The 16897-nt window shown below is 70.8% G+C and carries 16 protein-coding genes; 13 read left to right on the top strand and 3 right to left on the bottom strand.

Translation table 11 applies throughout. The annotated features are described in order from the left end of the window. Positions 1 to 66 precede the first annotated feature (66 nt). From ACGTNF_RS02700 to ACGTNF_RS02660, 9 genes are all read left to right on the top strand, one after another. The gene (locus ACGTNF_RS02700) at positions 67 to 1422 is read left to right on the top strand and encodes a PqiA/YebS family transporter subunit (RefSeq protein ID WP_016854731.1); all 1356 of its coding nucleotides are present in this window, start codon (positions 67 to 69) and stop codon (positions 1420 to 1422) included. Beyond that, positions 1403 to 3085: an intermembrane transport protein PqiB gene (pqiB, locus tag ACGTNF_RS02695; RefSeq protein WP_016854730.1), complete on the top strand. Its 1683-nt coding sequence runs from the start codon at positions 1403 to 1405 to the stop codon at positions 3083 to 3085. The genes ACGTNF_RS02700 and pqiB overlap by 20 nt, the downstream gene beginning before the upstream one ends. Then, positions 3082 to 3681: a PqiC family protein gene (locus ACGTNF_RS02690; RefSeq protein WP_016854729.1), complete on the top strand. Its 600-nt coding sequence runs from the start codon at positions 3082 to 3084 to the stop codon at positions 3679 to 3681. Before pqiB ends, ACGTNF_RS02690 begins: the two co-directional genes overlap by 4 nt. Positions 3682 to 3838: 157 nt before the next feature. Continuing rightward, positions 3839 to 5188, top strand: coding sequence for a DEAD/DEAH box helicase (locus ACGTNF_RS02685; protein WP_394600328.1), 1350 nt, complete (start codon positions 3839 to 3841; stop codon positions 5186 to 5188). A gap of 59 nt (positions 5189 to 5247) precedes the next feature. Next, positions 5248 to 5751, top strand: a complete 504-nt coding sequence (locus ACGTNF_RS02680) for a hypothetical protein (protein ID WP_016854727.1) — start codon at positions 5248 to 5250, stop codon at positions 5749 to 5751. Positions 5752 to 5758: 7 nt separating this feature from the next. Beyond that, the gene (locus tag ACGTNF_RS02675; RefSeq protein ID WP_394600327.1) at positions 5759 to 6343 is read left to right on the top strand and encodes a hypothetical protein; all 585 of its coding nucleotides are present in this window, start codon (positions 5759 to 5761) and stop codon (positions 6341 to 6343) included. After that, complete coding sequence (locus tag ACGTNF_RS02670; RefSeq protein WP_394600326.1) at positions 6330 to 7553, top strand: MFS transporter; 1224 nt, start codon at positions 6330 to 6332, stop codon at positions 7551 to 7553. Before ACGTNF_RS02675 ends, ACGTNF_RS02670 begins: the two co-directional genes overlap by 14 nt. A 97-nt stretch (positions 7554 to 7650) precedes the next feature. Beyond that, a complete protein-coding gene (locus ACGTNF_RS02665; protein ID WP_394600325.1) occupies positions 7651 to 8703 on the top strand; it encodes an asparaginase in 1053 nt (350 codons plus the stop codon). A gap of 119 nt (positions 8704 to 8822) precedes the next feature. After that, complete coding sequence (locus ACGTNF_RS02660; RefSeq protein ID WP_394600324.1) at positions 8823 to 9059, top strand: DUF2789 domain-containing protein; 237 nt, start codon at positions 8823 to 8825, stop codon at positions 9057 to 9059. A gap of 72 nt (positions 9060 to 9131) precedes the next feature. Here ACGTNF_RS02660 and ACGTNF_RS02655 read toward each other — a convergent pair whose 3' ends face one another. Continuing rightward, positions 9132 to 9542, bottom strand: coding sequence for an SRPBCC family protein (locus tag ACGTNF_RS02655; RefSeq protein WP_016854722.1), 411 nt, complete (start codon positions 9540 to 9542; stop codon positions 9132 to 9134). Positions 9543 to 9732: 190 nt separating this feature from the next. Here ACGTNF_RS02655 and queC point away from each other — a divergent pair, with 190 nt between their 5' ends. Genes queC through ACGTNF_RS02635 form a run of 4 tightly spaced genes read left to right on the top strand, consistent with a single transcriptional unit; the run spans position 9733 to position 12200 of the window. After that, positions 9733 to 10440, top strand: a complete 708-nt coding sequence (gene queC / locus ACGTNF_RS02650; RefSeq protein WP_394600323.1) for a 7-cyano-7-deazaguanine synthase QueC — start codon at positions 9733 to 9735, stop codon at positions 10438 to 10440. Beyond that, complete coding sequence (gene queE, locus ACGTNF_RS02645) at positions 10433 to 11074, top strand: 7-carboxy-7-deazaguanine synthase (RefSeq protein ID WP_394600322.1); 642 nt, start codon at positions 10433 to 10435, stop codon at positions 11072 to 11074. Before queC ends, queE begins: the two co-directional genes overlap by 8 nt. After that, complete coding sequence (locus tag ACGTNF_RS02640; RefSeq protein ID WP_394600321.1) at positions 11074 to 11919, top strand: 6-pyruvoyl trahydropterin synthase family protein; 846 nt, start codon at positions 11074 to 11076, stop codon at positions 11917 to 11919. The genes queE and ACGTNF_RS02640 overlap by 1 nt, the downstream gene beginning before the upstream one ends. A gap of 14 nt (positions 11920 to 11933) precedes the next feature. Continuing rightward, positions 11934 to 12200: a YkgJ family cysteine cluster protein gene (locus ACGTNF_RS02635; RefSeq protein ID WP_394600538.1), complete on the top strand. Its 267-nt coding sequence runs from the start codon at positions 11934 to 11936 to the stop codon at positions 12198 to 12200. A 121-nt stretch (positions 12201 to 12321) separates the two neighbouring features. On the opposite strand, the gene ACGTNF_RS02630 is transcribed toward ACGTNF_RS02635, so the two are convergent. Together ACGTNF_RS02630 and ACGTNF_RS02625 are read right to left on the bottom strand one after the other, a co-directional pair. Continuing rightward, positions 12322 to 16221: an ATP-binding protein gene (locus ACGTNF_RS02630; RefSeq protein WP_394600320.1), complete on the bottom strand. Its 3900-nt coding sequence runs from the start codon at positions 16219 to 16221 to the stop codon at positions 12322 to 12324. A 34-nt stretch (positions 16222 to 16255) separates the two neighbouring features. Continuing rightward, positions 16256 to 16891: a MiaE family protein gene (locus tag ACGTNF_RS02625; protein WP_016854716.1), complete on the bottom strand. Its 636-nt coding sequence runs from the start codon at positions 16889 to 16891 to the stop codon at positions 16256 to 16258. Between the last annotated feature and the right edge of the window lie 6 nt (positions 16892 to 16897).

The raw sequence follows: 16897 nt of genomic DNA, 5'->3' as shown, positions 1-16897 counted from the left end.
GGTGCCCCCCGCGTCAACGTGACACACTTCCCTTAAGCCGTTGATCGTCAGGAGGACATCATCGCCGTGCCAAGGCCGGCCTTTCGCCACATCGCCCTGCCCGCCCAGGTGCCCTATGTCGACCGCATGCCGCCGGAGGCCCGCGCCACCCGGCGACGCCTGCGTGCCTGCCACGAATGCGACTGGCTGATGGCCCTGCCGCCGCTGCATTCCGGCGAGCAGGCGGTATGCCCGCGCTGCGGCCACGCCGAGGTGCGGCGCCATCGCTATCCGGCCCAGCGCAGCCTGGCGCTGGCGATCGCCGCGCTGGCGAGCCTGGCGATCGCCGCGGCCTTTCCATTCCTGGCCTTCAGCGTGCGCGGCGTGGGCAACCGCATCGAACTGACCCAGACCGCCACCGACCTGATCGGCCATCACGCGCCGTTGGTGGCGATCGTCGTGCTGCTGACCATCCTGGTGCTGCCGACCCTCTATCTGCTGGCGGTGGTGTGGCTGCAGATCGGCCTGCTGAGCGGCCATCCGCTGCCGGCCAGCCGCAGCGCCGCCCGCGCCCTCGCCCACCTGCAGCCCTGGATGATGGCCGACGTCTTCCTGATCGGCACCCTGGTCAGCCTGATCAAGATCGTCGGTCTCGCCCAGATCGAGCTCGGCCCGGCCTTCTGGGCCTTCGGCGCCTTCGCGGTGCTGCTGCTGGCCACCACCCAGTCGGTGGACCGCGACTGGCTGTGGTTCGCCCTGGCCGGCGAGCCCCCGGCACCGGAGGGCAGCCAGACCGGACGCCCCGCCGCCCCCCAGGGCCTCACCGGCTGCCACACCTGCGGCCTGGTGGGCCGCCTCGATGCCGGCGGCCACGGCCAGTGCCAGCGCTGCGGCGAGCCGCTCCACGCCCGCCGCCCCCACAGCCTTCAACGCACCTGGGCCCTGCTGGCCGCGGCGGCGGTGCTCTACATACCGGCCAACGTCTATCCGATCATGACCACCGTCAGCCTGGGTCGGGCCAGCCCCAGCACCATCGTCGGCGGCATCGTCGAACTGATCGAGATGGGTTCCTTGCCGGTGGCGCTGGTGATCCTGGTGGCCAGCGTGATCGTGCCGATCGGCAAGCTGCTGGCCCTGGCCTGGCTGTGTCTGATGGCGCCCAGGGCCCACGCGCTGAAGGCCCCGGTGCGCACCCGGCTGTATCGCATCACCGAGTTCATCGGCCGCTGGTCGATGGTCGACATCTTCGTGGTCGCGATCCTGGTGGCACTGATCCGCGCCGGCAACCTGATGGCCGTCGAGCCGGGCCCCGCGGCCGTGGCCTTCGGCAGCGTGGTGGTGCTCACCATGCTCGCCGCCATGACCTTCGATCCCCGATTGATCTGGGATGGCACCACTTCCACAGCGGACGAGGAAGCCCCGCATGAACGACACGCCCCCTGACGCCGCGCCCGACAACGAGCAGCAGCGCGCCCGGGCCACCCGCCAGGCGCCGCTGTCGCCGATCTGGATCGTGCCCATCGTGGCGCTGCTGATCGGCGCCTGGCTGGTCTACGACAGCTACCTGAGCCGCGGCCCGACGATCACCCTGATCATGGAGAGCGCCGACGGCATCGAGGCCGGCAGCACCCTGATCAAGACCCGCAACGTCGAGATCGGCCGGGTGGAGTCGGTGGACCTGTCCGACGACCTCTCCCAGGTGGTGCTGACCGCCCGCATGAAGCCCGAGGCCGCGCCGATGCTGGTCGAGGACAGCACCTTCTGGGTGGTCAAGCCGCGGATCGGCCGCGAGGGCATCAGCGGGCTCAACACCGTGTTGTCCGGGGCCTACCTGCAGCTCGAACCCGGCCAGAGCGACGAGGAGGCCGAGCGCTTCACGGTCACCGAGCAGCCGCCGGTGGCGCCCCCCGGCGCCGAGGGCCTGCGCATCAACCTGCTCAGCGAGGTCGGCAACGGCCTCAGCGTCGGCGACCCGGTCACCTACCAGGGCTTCACCGTGGGCCGCGTCGAGGAATCCGAATTCGACGTCGAGACCCGGCGCATGCGCCACCGCATCTTCATCGAGAGCCCCTACCATCGCCTGGTCACCGTCAACACCCGCTTCTGGGGTTCCAGCGGCGTCGACCTGCGGCTCGACTCCGAGGGCGTGCGCGTCAGGCTCGACTCGCTGGAGACCATGGTCAGCGGCGGCGTCACCTTCGGCGTCCCCGAGGACCTGCCCCGCGGCGTGCAGGCCGATCCCGACAGCACCTTCACCCTCTACGCCGACGAGGACAGCGCCCGGGAGGGCACTTTCGACCGCTATCTGGAATACGTGCTGCTGATCGAGGACACCGTGCGCGGCCTGTCCCGCGGCGCGCCGGTGGAGTTCCGCGGCGTACGGGTCGGCACCGTGGCCAGCGTGCCGTGGAACTTCACCTCGCCCCAGCCCGAGAGCGACGCGCGCCTGGCCATCCCGGTGCTGATCCGCATCGAGCCCCAGCGACTCGGCATCGACAGCCAGACCCTGGACCTCGACGAGTGGCGGGCACGCTTCGAGCGGCTGTTCCAGCGCGGCCTGCGCGCCTCGCTGAAGAGCGGCAACCTGCTCACCGGGGCGCTGTTCGTCGACCTCAGCCTGGACCCCGAGCGCAGCGACGACTACGCGCCCGAGCTGTTCGCCGAGCGCACCGTCTTCCCGACCACCTCCGGCGGTCTGGCGCAGATCCAGGGCCAGGTCACCGCACTGCTCGACAAGCTCAACGACCTGGAGCTCGAGCCGATCCTCGACGGCCTGCAGAGCAACCTGGCCACCTCGGAGGCCACCTTGGAACAGGTGCGCCAGCTCACCGCCGGCGTCCAGTCGCTGCTCGACGATCCCGAGACCCGCGCCCTGCCCGGCGAACTCAACAGCACCCTGTCATCGCTGCGTGACACCCTCGAGGGCGTGTCGCCGGGCGCGCCGGCCTACCGCGACCTCACCGAGACTCTGGACCAGCTCGAGCGCCTGCTGCGCGACCTCCAGCCGACCGCCCGCCGCCTCGGCGACAACCCCGGTGCCCTGCTGTTCGACAGCCTCGACGCCGATGACCCCATGCCCCGCGCCCCCGACAGGAGTTCGCCATGACCGCGCTGCGCGCCCTGCTGCCCTTCCTGGCCCTGCTGTGGCTCACCGGCTGCGCCCTTAACGGCACGCCGGCGACCCGCTACACCCTGCCCGACGCCGAAGCGCCGGCCAGGGCCGATGCCTCCGCCGGGCACACCCTGCTGCTGCGCCCGCTGCGCCTGGCCCCGCTGCTCGATGCCGAAGGCATCGTCGTGCAGCTCGACGACATCACCCTGCGCGAGGCCAGCGGCCATCGCTGGGCCGAGCCGCTGGGCCGCCAGCTCGAGCGCGGCCTGCGTGACCGGCTCACCGCGGCGCTGCCCGACACCCGGGTGCTGTTCGACGCCGAGGCCGGCGCCGGGGACGATCCCTTCCAGCTGAGGGTCACGGTGGAGCGCTTCCAGGGCCTGCCCGACGGCCAGGCCCTGGCGGCCGGACGCTGGCAGCTGCTCGACGCCGACCAGACGCTGGTCGACGCCGCTACCTTCCGCGTCGCCACGCCCCTGGCCGAGGACGGCTATCCTGCCCTGGTACGGGCACTGGGCCACAGCTGGGACGCCGCCGCCGACCAGGTCGCGGCGGCGGTCGCGCGTCATCAGCGGCGCGCGACACCCTGACGCGGCCCACGGTCGGCTGCGACTTTTCCGGCGCTATGGCATAATGCGCGCCACTCGCGGCCGCCTCCCGCCGTCGCGATTCACCTCATTCCCTCGTTCCGCCACGATCCGCGCGCCCCGCGCGATGGATCGGGCGTGACGTTGCCGCGGAGACTGCATGACCTTTTCCGATCTTGGCCTGTGCCCCGAGCTGCTGCGCGCCATCGACGCCCAGGGCTATACCACCCCGACGCCCATTCAGAGCCAGGCCATCCCCGCCGTCCTCGGCGGCGGCGATCTGCTGGGCAGCGCCCAGACCGGCACCGGCAAGACCGCCGGCTTCACCCTGCCCATGCTGCAACGCCTCAAGGACGGCCGCCGCCCGGCCAAGCGCGGCGTGCGCGCCCTGGTGCTGACCCCGACCCGCGAGCTCGCCGCCCAGGTGGGCGACAGCGTGCGCGACTACGGCAAGCATCTGCCGCTGACCTCCCACGTCATCTTCGGCGGCGTCGGCCAGCAGCCCCAGGTGGACGCCATCCGTCCCGGCCTCGACATCCTGGTCGCCACCCCCGGCCGCCTGCTCGACCTGCAGCAGCAGGGCCACGTCGACCTGTCCGGCGTCGAGATCCTGGTGCTGGACGAAGCCGACCGCATGCTCGACATGGGCTTCATCCACGACATCAAGAAGGTGCTGAAGCTGCTGCCCGACAGCCGCCAGAACCTGCTGTTCTCGGCGACCTTCTCCAAGGAGATCCAGGCGCTGGCCAACAAGCTGCTCGACGATCCGACGCTGATCGAGGTGGCGCGCCGCAACACCCCCGCCGAGACCGTGGACCAGGCCGTCTACCGGGTCGACCGCGAGCGCAAGCGCGATCTGCTCACCCACCTGATCAGCAGCCGCCAGTGGTTCCAGGTGCTGGTCTTCACCCGCACCAAGCACGGCGCCAACCGCCTGGCGGAGCATCTCGACAAGCGCGACATCTCGGCCATGGCGATCCACGGCAACAAGAGCCAGTCGGCCCGGACCCGCGCGCTGAGCGCCTTCAAGTCCGGTGACCTGCAGGTGCTGGTGGCCACCGACATCGCCGCCCGCGGCCTGGACATCGACGAGCTGCCCCACGTGGTCAACTTCGAGCTGCCCAACGTCGCCGAGGACTATGTGCACCGCATCGGCCGCACCGGACGCGCCGGCCACGACGGCCAGGCGGTATCGCTGGTCTGCGTCGACGAGCACGGCCTGCTCGGCAACATCGAGAAGCTGATGAAGCGCGACCTGGCCAAGCACATCGAGCCCGGCTTCGAGCCCGACCCCAACGCCAAGCCCGAGCCGATCGAGAACGGTCGCAACCGCGGTCGCGGCGGCAACGGTCGCGGCAACGGCGGCGGCCGCAACGGTAACGGCGGCAACCGCAGCAGCGCCGGCGGCAACGGCGGCAACGGCGGAAACGGCGACGGCCAGGCCCCGGCGCGCCGTCGCCGTCGTCGTCGCAGCGGTGGCGGCCAGGATCGCCAGCGCTCTGGCAATTAACATCCGACAATGCGAATGTACTATCCGCATTGGCTGACACGACACGTGCAAGGAAGCCCATGGACTCTTCAGAGCTGATCCACGACTACCGCCGCTGGCAGCGCTTCCAGCGCCAGGCCCAGCTCGATCGCGAACATCGCGCGGCCTGGCAGCAGCTGGAATCGGCCGGCGTCTCGGCGCAGCGCACCACCGAGGCCTACCGCAGCATGGCCGACAAGGCCGCCACCCAGGGTGCCTGCTACCGCACCCTGTTCCAGCGCGAATTCGAGGCCGGCGAGCGGCTGGCCTGCGAGGGCTGGCTGTTCGTGCGCCGGGTGATCGCCGAGAACGGCGCCACCCGCGTGCGCGCCACCCTGCTGCCGAGCTTCACGCTGACCGGCGGCACCCTGTCGCCGGCCGAGGCCGCCGCCGAATCCGTCACGCTGGAGATCTTCGACCAGCTGCTGGTCGACCGCGGCCTGGCCAGCGTCGCTCGGGTCGATCGCGTCGACGCGTCCGGCGACAGCCACTTCATCACCCTGATCGACAGCGTGCGAGGCGATCTGCGTCAACATATGAGTTGAGCGAGCCATGTGGAAGAAACTGTTCGGCAAGCCCCCGATCCGCGTCTGGGTCATCAAACAGGTCGACGACGGCCTGCTGCACCTGTGCGGCGAGGGGCACATCGAGCCCGGCAGCAAGCGGGCGCGCGAGAGCGTGCTCACCGGCCTGCAGGACGGCACCTACCGCGGCGCGGTGGCGCTGGCCGACAACGGCCTGGTGCTCAACGCCCGGTTGTTCGCGGCCCTGGTGCCGCATGACGGCCTGCATCTCGATGCCGACGGTCTCGCCCACTGGCAGGGAGGAGTGTGGCGCACGTCCCAGGTGCCCCAGCGCTGCTGGACCTACGAGGGCGCGCTGATCGCTCGCGCCACGACCCAGGGCCCGCTCGACCTGGTCAGCAGCGAGGACGTCAGCGGCATCCGCCGGCGCGCGTCCGGCGAGGGCCAGATCGCGTCGAGCCACCTGCAGTTCGGCGCCGCCGACGAACTCGAGGGCGAGGCCGAATTCGCCGAACGCTGGCGCCGCCGCCAGGAAGGGCCCTCCCTGGAGGCGCCTCCCCCTGACGCCAGCGACAGCGAACGCCAGACGGAACGCCTGCATGGCGACCAATGATCCCGGACAACGGCGCGGCACCCCGTCACCCGGGGTCTTCATTGCCCTGATGGTGCTGGTCGGGCTCAACCTGCGCCCGGCCCTGTCGTCGCTGGCGCCCCTGCTGCCACGCATCGAGGCCGACAGCGGCCTGCCGATGCTGGCCATCGGCGCCCTCACCACCCTGCCCGTGCTCTGCCTGGGTCTCTTCGCCCCCTCCGCGCCCTGGCTGTCTCGACGCCTGGGCACCGAACGCACCCTCTCGCTGGCGCTGGTGATACTGGCAGCCGGGCTCGGCCTGAGGGGGCTGGCGGCGCCGTTGTGGCTGTTCGCCGGCACCCTGCTGGTGGGCGCCGGCATCGGCATCGCCGGCACCCTGCTGCCCGCCCTGGTCAAGCGCGAGCTGCCCGACAGCGCCGACCTGATGACCGGGGTCTACACCATGGCCCTGTGCCTGGGCGGCGCGCTGGGCGCCGGACTCAGCATTCCCCTGGCCGAGGCGCTGGGCGGCTGGGCCGCGGCGTTGACCAGCTGGGCGGCGCTGGCGGTGGTCAGCCTGATCGCCTGGCAGACCCTGATGCCGACGCCGACGCAGCCGCCGACAACGGCACCGGCCCGTGGCGATACTGGCGCGCTGCTGCGCCAGCCGCTGGCCTGGCAGGTCACGCTCTACATGGGCTGCCAGTCCTCGCTGGCCTATATCGTCTTCGGCTGGCTGCCGGCCCTGCTGGTGGAGCGCGGCTACGACGAGGTCGAGGCCGGCTGGATGACCGGCGCCTCGGTGATGCTGCAGCTGGGCGCGGCGCTGTCCGCGCCCTGGCTGGCCCGCCTCGGCCGCGATCAGCGCCCGGCCCTGGTGCTGGTACTGAGCCTGATCGCCGGCGGCTTCTGGATCCTGCTGCAGGGCCCGACCGAATGGCGCTGGGCCGGGGTGGCGCTGCTCGGCTTCGGCCAGGGCGGCGGCTTCAGCATGGCGCTGTCGCTGATCGTGCTGCGCACCGCCGATGCCCGCCTGGCGGGCAAGCTCTCGGGCATGGTGCAGGGAATGGGCTATGCCCTGGCCTCGCTGGGCCCGCTGGGCGTCGGTGTGATGCTGGAGCTCGACCTGGGCCTCGCCAGCATCACCGCGGCGCTGCTGGCCTTGGCCGCCGCCGCCACCGGCTTCGCCCTGCTCGCCGGCCGCGATCGCCGTCTGGCCAGCGATGACGCGGGCCGGCTCGTCGTTCGTTGAACGAGTGCGCTGAGTCAGGAGCTCGCTGGCGTCTTGCGCCTCTTGCCTGCCGGCGCCGGCGCTCTATCATGAGCCCCAACCTCAGCCTGGAGCTTCCATGACGTCACCCGCTTCTTCCCTGCTGGTCATCTACACCGGCGGCACCCTCGGCATGGTGGACAGCCCCGACGGGCTGATCCCCGGTCATGACATCGAGCCCCGACTGCGCGCCGCGCTGGCCACGCTGCCGCCGGGCCGCCAGGCCGGACTGGCCGATTTCCGGGTCATCGCCACGCCGACGCCCATCGACTCCAGCGCCGCCACCCCCGAGGACTGGCAGCGTCTCGCCGGGCTGATCGCCGAACACTACGCCGACCATGCCGGCATCGTGGTGATCCACGGCACCGACACCCTGGCCTGGACCGCCTCCAGCCTGGCCTATCAGCTGCAGGGCCTGGACCGGCCGGTGGTCATCACCGGCTCCATGCAGCCGCTGGAAGCCCAGGGCAGCGATGCGCTGGCCAACGTCGAGGCGGCGCTGCGCTTCGCCGCCGATTCGCGGCTGCAGGAAGTGGCGATCTGCTTCGCCGGACGCCTGCTGCGCGGCGCGTGCAGCCGCAAGTGGCAGACCCGCGAGGCCGATGCCTTCGTCAGCCCCAATCATCCGCCGCTCGGCGAATGGGTGGATGACGACGCCGTGCTCTACCCCAGCCGCGGCCTGGAGCGAGCGCAGCGCGGCGCCCCTCGCTTCGAGCTGCCCGACTACACGCCACTGGCCGAGGGTGCGGTACCGCGCCTCGTGCTGTGGCCGGGGCTCGCCGCCTGGCAGCTGGAGGCCTGGCTGCTGGACGATCGCGTCAGGGGCGCGCTACTGGAGGTCTGGGGCGGCGGCAACCTCCCGGACGACCCACGCCTGGCGGGCGTGCTGGCCCAGGCCGTCGGCGAGGGCAAGCTGATCGCCGCCATCAGCCAGTGCCCCCACGGTGCGGTGGCCATCGGCCACTACGCCGCCGGCCAGACGCTGGCCGAGGCCGGCGTGCTGTCCGGCGACGACATGACGCCGGAGGCCGCCGTCGCCAAGCTGGTGCACCTGCTGGCCCAGCCGCTGCCGGAAGCGGAGCGCCGTCGACGCTTCCTGACCCCGCTGGTCGGCGAGCGCGCCGCGCCCTGAACAGGGCGCCCTGCCGGAGGGACGGTCAAGCGTTGAACACGCCGGGGCCGCCCCATCGCCATGACGGGGCCCGAGAGGCTAGAGTGGAGTCACACGTCCGCTTGCACAGGTAGCCCGTCATGGAACATCCCGATCATCCCTTCACCGAACTCTTCGAACAGCTCGGCCTGGCCTCGGAGCCGAGCGCCATCCAGCGCTTCATCGAGCGCAACTCGCCGATCCCCGAGAACATGGAGCTGCCCGACGCGCCCTGCTGGAACGAGGGCCAGGCGGAGTTCCTGCGCGAGGCCATCGAGGCCGACGCCGACTGGGCCGAAGTCGTCGATCACCTCGATGCCTCGCTACGAAAAGCCTGAGTGGCCTGAGACGGCCATCCGCCTCAGAACGAGAACGCCGCCCGGGTGGGCGGCGTTCTCGTTGGGTCAACGCTACAATCTGGCCGCGACGCGATCCAGGATCTGCTGGCTGACCCGATTGACCAGCGGCGTCACCGCGCGCTTGACGGCCTTCTCCACCAGCCGGCTCTGGATCTCGTAGTCCAGCGTCAGCGCCACCTCGGTGCCCTCGGGCACCGGCGTCAGCCGGTAACGTCCGCGGTTCTTGACGCCGCTGCGCGACTCCCAGGCCAGCGCCTCCGGCGGGCGGTGTTCGGTGATCTCCACCTCGAAGGTCCAATCCATGCGCACGGCATGCACGTGCCAGCGGTAGCGCCCCTCGCCCAGCGGCTCGATGCGCTCGATCAGGTCCGAATAGTCGACGAAGTCCTCGACCCGCTCGAGCAGGGCGAAGACGCGTTCGGGCGGCGCCTCGAGAATGGCGCGATGTTCGATGGTGGCCATGCCGTTTCCTTGTGCTGGGGGCCTTCGGTGCCGTGCCAGCTTCCCCGAAGGGCCCGGCCGATGTCCAGTCCGCGGCGATTCCGCTCGAGGCGGCTCGTCGACGTCTGGCACCTGTCTTCCTGGTCAAGTACACTCCCGGACCGCCGGACCGGACCCCGGTAAAGAAAATTCTCCGACCAAAGGTTCTCCCATGTCCGATTCTCCCCGTCCGGCCACCGTGGTGATCTACTCCGGTGGCATGGACTCCTATACCGTGCTGCATCGCGCCCTGCGCGAGGGCCGCGAGGTGCACGCCCTGTCCTTCGACTACGGCCAGCGCCATGCCCGCGAGCTCGAGGTCGCCCGCGAGGTCTGCCGTGACCTCGGCGTGCCCCACCAGGTGGTCGACATCACCGCCATCCATGGCCTGATCGACGCCTCGGCGCTCACCGACTCCAGCCAGGAACTGCCCGACGCCGACTACGCCGAGGCCAACCTCAAGGCCACCGTAGTCCCCAACCGCAACATGATCCTGCTGTCGCTGGCCATCGCCAAGGCGGTCAACATCGGCGCCGACCGGGTCGACTACGGTGCCCACGGCGGCGATCACGTGCTCTATCCGGACTGCCGCCCGGAGTTCGTCGAGGCCATGAACGACGTGGCCGGCATCGCCAACTTCGAGCCGGTGACCCTGCACGCGCCCTACCTGCGCACCGGCAAGGACGAGATCCTCGCCGAGGGCCTGGCCATGGGGCTCGACTACGCCATGACCTGGACCTGCTACCGCGGCGAGGCACTGGCCTGCGGCCGCTGCGGCAGCTGCCGCGAACGGCTTTCGGCCTTCGCCGCCAACGGCGCCGTCGATCCCCTCGCGTATGACACCATCGGCGACGAGGCCGAAGGGACCGACCATGTATAGCGTCAAGGAAGCCTTCTACTCGCTGCAGGGCGAAGGCGGCCAGGCCGGCCGCGCCAGCGTGTTCTGCCGCTTCAGCGGCTGCAATTTATGGTCCGGGCGCGAGGCCGATCGGGCCGCCGCGGCCTGCCGCTTCTGCGATACCGACATCCGCGGCACCGACGGCCAGCACGGCGGGCGCTTCCATGATGCCGAGGCGCTGGCCGAGCACCTGACCGCGCTGTGGCCGGACGCCCCGGGCACCGCCACGCCCCAGGTGATCTTCACCGGCGGCGAGCCTCTGCTGCAGCTCGACGAGGCGCTGATCGAGGCCATGCACGAGTGCGGCTTCGACGTCGCCGTGGAGACCAACGGCACCCTGCCGGCGCCACCGGGCATCGACTGGCTGTGCGTCAGCCCCAAGGGCGAGACCGAGCTGGCCCAGACCTCCGGCGACGAGCTCAAGCTGGTCTACCCGCAGAGCGACGCCCCGCCCGAGCGTTTCACCGCCCTGGACTTCCATCACTTCTTCCTGCAGCCGATGGACACCGCGGCGGTCGGCGGCGGCGATGTCACGGCCGAGACCGTGACCTACTGCCTGAGCCATCCCCAGTGGCGGCTCTCGCTGCAGACCCACAAGATCACGGGGATCGACTGATGACACTGTTCGTCAACCGCCTCACCCATCTCGACGCCTCGCTGTGGTGCCCCGAACGCGGGCTGATCGGTGCCAGCTGGCGGGTCGACGCCGAACTCGACGGCGAGCTCGGCGAGGACGGCATGCTGTTCGACTTCGGCGAGGTCAAGCCGTGGATCAAGTCGCGCATCGACCGGGGGCCCGATCACACCCTGCTGGTGCCCACCGAGGCCCCCGGCGTCAGCATCCACGACTGCGCCGAGGGGCTGTGCGTGCGCGCCGAGTCGCCCTATCCGTTCGAGGTCCGCGGCCCGCGCCAGGCCTTCGCCCTGCTGCCCTGGCCGGCCATCACTGCCGAGCGCCTGGCCGAGCACCTGTCGACCTCGCTGACCCGCCAGCCGCCGGCCCGGGTCGAGGCGATCCGCCTGACGCTGACCGACGAGGCCATCGACGGCGCCGCCTACACCTACAGCCACGGCCTCAAGCGCCACGCCGGCAACTGCCAGCGCATCGCCCACGGCCATCGCTCGCGGCTGCACGTGTGGCAGGACGGCGAGCGCCGCCCGGCGCTCGAGGCCGAGTGGGCCGAGCGCCTCGCGGATCGCTACCTGGTGGACGAGGCCGACGTGATCGAGGGCCTCGATGCCGCCTTCACCGGCCGGCTGACCACCCGCTACACGGCCGAACAGGGCCGCTTCGCCCTGACCCTGCCGCGGGAGCGCTGCATCCCGATGCCGACGCCGACCACGGTGGAGCATATCGCCGCCTGGCTGGCCGGCGAGATCGCCCGCGAGACCGGCCGCACCACCCGCGTCCAGGCCTTCGAGGGCATCGACAAGGGGGCGCTGGCGGAGGCCGAGGCGTGAGTTCGAACCCGACCATGAGCGCCGCCCCGGACGGCGGCTGCCGTCCCGGCTGCGGCGCCTGCTGCATCGCGCCCTCGATCAGCTCGCCGATCCCCGGCATGCCGGATGGCAAGCCGGCCGGCGAGCGCTGCGCCCAGCTCGACGACGACAACCTGTGCCGGCTGTTCGGCCGGCCCGAGCGGCCGGCGGTCTGCGCCCGGTTCGATTACGACCGTGAACTGTGCGGCGATCACCGCGATCAGGCGCTGGAGCGGATCGCCGCGCTGGAAGTCGCGACCTGAGCCGGCGCCTCGCGCTCCGCCCCATCACCTCTCCCGAGACGCAAGACGCCCGGCGACGCTCGTCTCACGAGCCTCGCCGGGCGTCTCGCCGTTTACCATGGCGCCGAGGGCGCGTGCGCCGTCAGTCTTCCAGGTCGGCGGTATGCGGCAGCCGCTTGTCGAGCAGGGTCCGCCAACGCACCAGCACCGGCGCATCGCTGTGGCTGACCTCGCCCAGCAAGCCGCGGAACGCCATCCGCGCGTCCTCGTCCTCCGGATCGACTCTCGTCAGCCAGGCCTCCAGGGCGCAGAGCTGCTGGTGCAGGTTGCCATCGCCGCGGGCCTGCTCGAGGGCCTGCTCGATCAGCGCGCGCACCTCCTCGGCGGGATGCCCCAGGCGGTGACGCACCCCGGCCAGATGCACCGCCAGTTCGGCGACGAACAGCGTGGCGCGCTCGCGGGCGATCAGCAGGCACTGGTCGAGGTAGTCCTCGGCCCGGGCCAGCTCGCCCAGCGAGGTGCAGGCGTCCACCCACCACAGCGAGGGCCGCTGGTAGGGATCGCGCCCGGTGACCTCGACGAACTCCTCCTGGGCCGCCTCGATGCGCTTGAGCCCTTCGCGATCGCCGGACAGCGCCCGCTGCCAGCCCAGCACCTGCCGCGCCGAGACCTGCCACAGCTGCAGATCCGGCGTGCCGGTGATCTCGTAGGCGCGCTCGGCACGCTGGGACGCCAGATGTTCGTGCCCCACCTGGCGATAGAGCGCCGCGGCATACATCAGCGCCATGGCCAGGCTGCCCGGGTGATTGATGCGCTCGGCCAGACGGATCGCCGATTCGATCTGCTGCTGGGCGCGATGGTAGTCGCCGCGCAGGCACAGCGCCCAGCTCTGGAAGCAGGTCGCGGCCACCTGAGGGTGGTCGGAGAACGGCAGCCACTCGATCATCATCGGCGAGTTGAGCGGGTCGATCTCCTCAAGATGCTCGTAGGCCTGCTGGATGCGGCCGGCCCAGTACTCGCAGCTGGCCCGCGCGAAGTCGGCCAGGCGCCGGTAGCGCGGATCCTCGAGCCGCGAGGCCAGATCCGCCAGCCGCGAGGCCAGCAGGAAGGCATCGGCGTGGGCGTTGCGCTGGCTGCAGCCGACCCACAGCCCCCACTTGACCAGAAACGCCTGCTCCAGGTCCTCGCTGTCCTCCGGCACCTCGTCGCTGCAGACCAGCAGCTCGCGGGCGCGGACGAAGCTCTCGTGGGCGGTGGGCGAACCGTGTCCCTCGAGGGCGAAGGCCGCCTGGCCGCGCACGGTGTGCAGGCTGACCTCGCGCTCCTCTTGGCCCTCCACGTGGCGCAGGCTGGCCAGGCCGAAGTCGGCCATGCGCAGCGCGGTGCGGTTGGCACTGACCTTGAGCGCCTCGCGGGCCGCCAGCTCGAAGTAGCGGGCGCCGCGGGCGTAGTGGCCGCTGCGCCGCAGATGGGTGGCGAAGTCGCCGGGATGGCGGCTGATCCAGACCGGGAAGCGCTCCTCGATCAGCGTTACGACCTGACTGTGCAGGGCCACGCGCACGTCCCGCGGACAGGACAGGTAGGCCGCCTCCTGCAGCAGCTGATGGGTGAACTGGTATTCGCGGCCCTCTTCCGTCTCGTCGACCGACTCGATGATCTCCAGCCGCACCATCTGCTCCAGCGCCGCGGTCAGCTTCGGCATCTCGCGGTCGATGCACTCGGCGAGGAAGTCGAGCCGGAATCGCCGTCCCAGCACCGCCGCCACGTGGGCCACGCCGCGGTCGCCGTCGAGCTGGTCGATGCGGCTGGCCAACAGGCCGAGCAGGCCCTGGGGCAGCTCGTCGAGGTCGATGTGACGCCCTTCGCGACGGTCCATGTCGACGCGGCGGCAGATCTCCTGGAGATACAGCGGCACGCCGTCGCAGCGCTCGACGATCTGGCTGCGCAGGCGCGGACTGAGCTGCAGCCGGTAGCGCCGCGCCAGCTGGGTGAGCAGACGCGACGACTGCATGGGATCGAGCCGCCCGAGGGTGATCTGCTGATCCCAGTCGAGCCGGGTCGGCAGCGCCTCGCGGCCATGGTGGCTGGCCACCATCAGGAAGGGGCAGGTGATCGGCAGGCGTGCCTGCAGGCGGCCCAACACCTTGAAGGAGGGCTCGTCGAGCCATTGCAGGTCGTCGACCATCAGCACCAGGGTGCGGGTCTCGGTGAGCTGCTCGATCAGCCGCTGCAGCACGCCGACCACCAGCTCCACGGCCTCGCCGCTCTGGGTAAGCATGGCCACCTCGCGGGGAAGGCAGACGCCCAGCGCCTCTTCCAGCAGCAGCCGAGGCTCGTCGCCGAGATCGTCCGGCGTCAGCGAGGCCAGCGCCTCGGCATCGAACGCGTCGCCGAAGTGCCAGTGCAGCAGCTGCCGGGCCACGCCGTAGGGTTCCTGGATCGACAGCCGGGTGGTGGGCTGCCAGCAGATCGCCGCCTCGCGGCTCTGCTCGAGGTGGCGGAAGCCGACCAGCAGCGCCGACTTGCCGAGCCCCGACGGGCCGCGCACCAGCACGCTCTGACGCAGCCCGATGCCGGCCCGGGCCAGGGCGTCACGCAGCGTGCGCAGCGCCCCTTCGCGGCCGATCAGGCTCGGCGGCATGGCCTCGCGGCCGCCTTCATTCGCGCCGAGCACCAGCGCTCGCAGCCACACGCGACCGTCGCTGGCCACCAGCCGTGACGAGAGCCGCGGCTGCAGGTCGAGCGCCGGCGGCATGTGCTGACTGGCCTCCTGGGAGATCACCAGCTCGCTGCCCTGGGAGGCCGCCATCAGCTCCAGCGCGCCCCGGGTGACCTCGCCCAGCGGATCGACCAGGTGGCGCTCCGGCAGGTAGACCACCTGGCCGCTGTTGAGACCGGCGGCCAGGCAGATGCCCGGCGGCTCGCCTTCGCCGCTCCAGTGGCGAGCGCACTCGTCGGCGAGTGCGCGCTGACAGTGTTCGTAGAGCGCCACCAGCTCGGCGAGCTGGTGGGCCGGCCCGTGGGTGCCGAAGCAGGCCAGGCCGATGCCACCGGCGGCGCCGGGCAGCCAGAAGCCGCCCAGATGATGACACTGTTGCTCGAGCCAGCGCATCAGCTCCGACTGCAGGGTCAGACTGGCCCGGGTTTCGCCGCGGGTGGAGAGATCGGCGTGCAGGTCCAGGCGGATCGCCATGACCGACAGCTGACGCATCTCGATCTCGTCGTCGCGCAGCGGCGCGCTATCCGCGGCCAGGGTGCGCGAGAAGCCGGCACCGGGGCCGACCGACTCGTCGCCGGCGCCATCGGACCAGTAGCGTGCCAGCTGCAGGAAGGCGGGGTCCGGCTGCTGGCCGGTCAGCGCCAGCAGCTGCAGGTAGGCGTTGTACTGTTCATGGGCGGCGGCCAGCTGGCCCTGCTCGGCGAGCTGGCGCACCAGCCGCTCGTGGAAGGGACCGTAGCCGGAGAAGCGGCTGACCAGGGTCTCCAGCAGCGCGTCGGGCAGCGGCTCCGCCTGCTCGAGCACCGACTCGGCATAGCGGATCACCCGCTGACGCCACTCGTTGCGCACCTGGACCAGCCAGCGCTGGAACTCGGCGCAGGTGGCGAGCTGCAGCTCCTCGACCAGATCGCCCTGGTAGCACTCCAGGATCTCTTCCAGGGTCGCCACCTCGGCGGGCGCCTCGAGCATCGACTGCAACTCGTGGAGATCGAACTGCCACGCCTCGGGGAGCTCGAAGGCGATGGTCTGGCGGGATACCGACAGCACCTCCTCGGCCTGCTCGCCCAGCGACTGCCGCAGGCAGTGCAGGGCGTGACGCAGATTGGTCCGCCCCGAGGAGAGGCCCTGGTCGGGCCACAGCAGTTCGGCGAGGGTCGCGCGGTTGACCGGCTGCTCGTGAAGCAGCAGGTAGACCAGCAGCGCCTTGACCTTGTCGTAACTGAAATGGGTCAGCGCATCGTCGCCCAGGGTCAGCGAAAAATGACCGAATAACGCCAGGCGATCTTGTTCTTCACGGGTTACGGCGTCGGAAGCATCCCGCATGATTATTAGGCCCTGCTGGGCGGCGCCCCGAACGTCAGGCGGGAACACCGCTGTGAAAACGAAATGCCGTATCCGGCATGGTGATCAGCTCGGCTTCTCGCGCGGCGAGGAAGGCGATGCGATCGTCGATGGCCTCCGGGGCGGCCCGGCGTGCCAGCATCAGGTAATCCTCATAATGACGCCCTTCCGACTTAACCAGACTGCGATAGAACTTTGCAAGCTCATCGTCAAGCTGGGGGATCAAACGGGCGAAACGCTCGCAGCTGCGCGCCTCGATCAGCGCCCCCACGATCAGGATATCGACCAGCCGCTGCGGCTCTTCGCCGCGCACGTGCCGGCGCAGCCCCTCGGCGTAGCGCGAGGCCGACAGGTGGCGATAGACGATGCCCCGCTGCTCCATCAGCGTGACCACCTGCTCGAAGTGCAGCAGCTCCTCGCGGGCCAGCTGACACATCTTGGTCAGCAGCAGCGGCCGGTCGACATAGCGATAGAGCAGGCTCATGGCCGTGGAGGCGGCCTTCTTCTCGCACTGGGCGTGATCGATCAGCAGCAGCTCGGGGTTATCGAGGGCCCAGTCGACCCAGGCATCGGGCGTCGGGCAGTGGAGAAACGCGAGCAGCCCCTCGGGCAGCAGGTCGACGGGGGCAGGGGCATCGGCAATGGCGGTCATCGAAGA

The sequence above is a fragment of the Halomonas sp. B23F22_10 genome (genome assembly GCF_043496975.1).
Lineage (GTDB): Bacteria > Pseudomonadota > Gammaproteobacteria > Pseudomonadales > Halomonadaceae > Halomonas > Halomonas smyrnensis.
Note: the sequence above shows the minus strand (reverse complement) of the source record. Positions and strands in the feature narration are given on the sequence as shown.

Excerpts from the sequence above, each read along its gene's own strand:
- pqiB (WP_016854730.1), top strand. The coding sequence starts at position 1,403 with ATGAACGACACGCCCCCTGACGCCGCGCCCGACAACGAGCAGCAGCGC.
- ACGTNF_RS02690 (WP_016854729.1), top strand. The coding sequence starts at position 3,082 with ATGACCGCGCTGCGCGCCCTGCTGCCCTTCCTGGCCCTGCTGTGGCTC.
- ACGTNF_RS02685 (WP_394600328.1), top strand. The coding sequence starts at position 3,839 with ATGACCTTTTCCGATCTTGGCCTGTGCCCCGAGCTGCTGCGCGCCATC.
- ACGTNF_RS02680 (WP_016854727.1), top strand. The coding sequence starts at position 5,248 with ATGGACTCTTCAGAGCTGATCCACGACTACCGCCGCTGGCAGCGCTTC.
- ACGTNF_RS02675 (WP_394600327.1), top strand. The coding sequence starts at position 5,759 with ATGTGGAAGAAACTGTTCGGCAAGCCCCCGATCCGCGTCTGGGTCATC.
- ACGTNF_RS02670 (WP_394600326.1), top strand. The coding sequence starts at position 6,330 with ATGGCGACCAATGATCCCGGACAACGGCGCGGCACCCCGTCACCCGGG.
- ACGTNF_RS02665 (WP_394600325.1), top strand. The coding sequence starts at position 7,651 with ATGACGTCACCCGCTTCTTCCCTGCTGGTCATCTACACCGGCGGCACC.
- ACGTNF_RS02660 (WP_394600324.1), top strand. The coding sequence starts at position 8,823 with ATGGAACATCCCGATCATCCCTTCACCGAACTCTTCGAACAGCTCGGC.
- ACGTNF_RS02655 (WP_016854722.1), bottom strand. The coding sequence starts at position 9,542 with ATGGCCACCATCGAACATCGCGCCATTCTCGAGGCGCCGCCCGAACGC.
- queC (WP_394600323.1), top strand. The coding sequence starts at position 9,733 with ATGTCCGATTCTCCCCGTCCGGCCACCGTGGTGATCTACTCCGGTGGC.
- queE (WP_394600322.1), top strand. The coding sequence starts at position 10,433 with ATGTATAGCGTCAAGGAAGCCTTCTACTCGCTGCAGGGCGAAGGCGGC.
- ACGTNF_RS02640 (WP_394600321.1), top strand. The coding sequence starts at position 11,074 with ATGACACTGTTCGTCAACCGCCTCACCCATCTCGACGCCTCGCTGTGG.
- ACGTNF_RS02635 (WP_394600538.1), top strand. The coding sequence starts at position 11,934 with ATGAGCGCCGCCCCGGACGGCGGCTGCCGTCCCGGCTGCGGCGCCTGC.
- ACGTNF_RS02630 (WP_394600320.1), bottom strand. The coding sequence starts at position 16,221 with ATGCGGGATGCTTCCGACGCCGTAACCCGTGAAGAACAAGATCGCCTG.
- ACGTNF_RS02625 (WP_016854716.1), bottom strand. The coding sequence starts at position 16,891 with ATGACCGCCATTGCCGATGCCCCTGCCCCCGTCGACCTGCTGCCCGAG.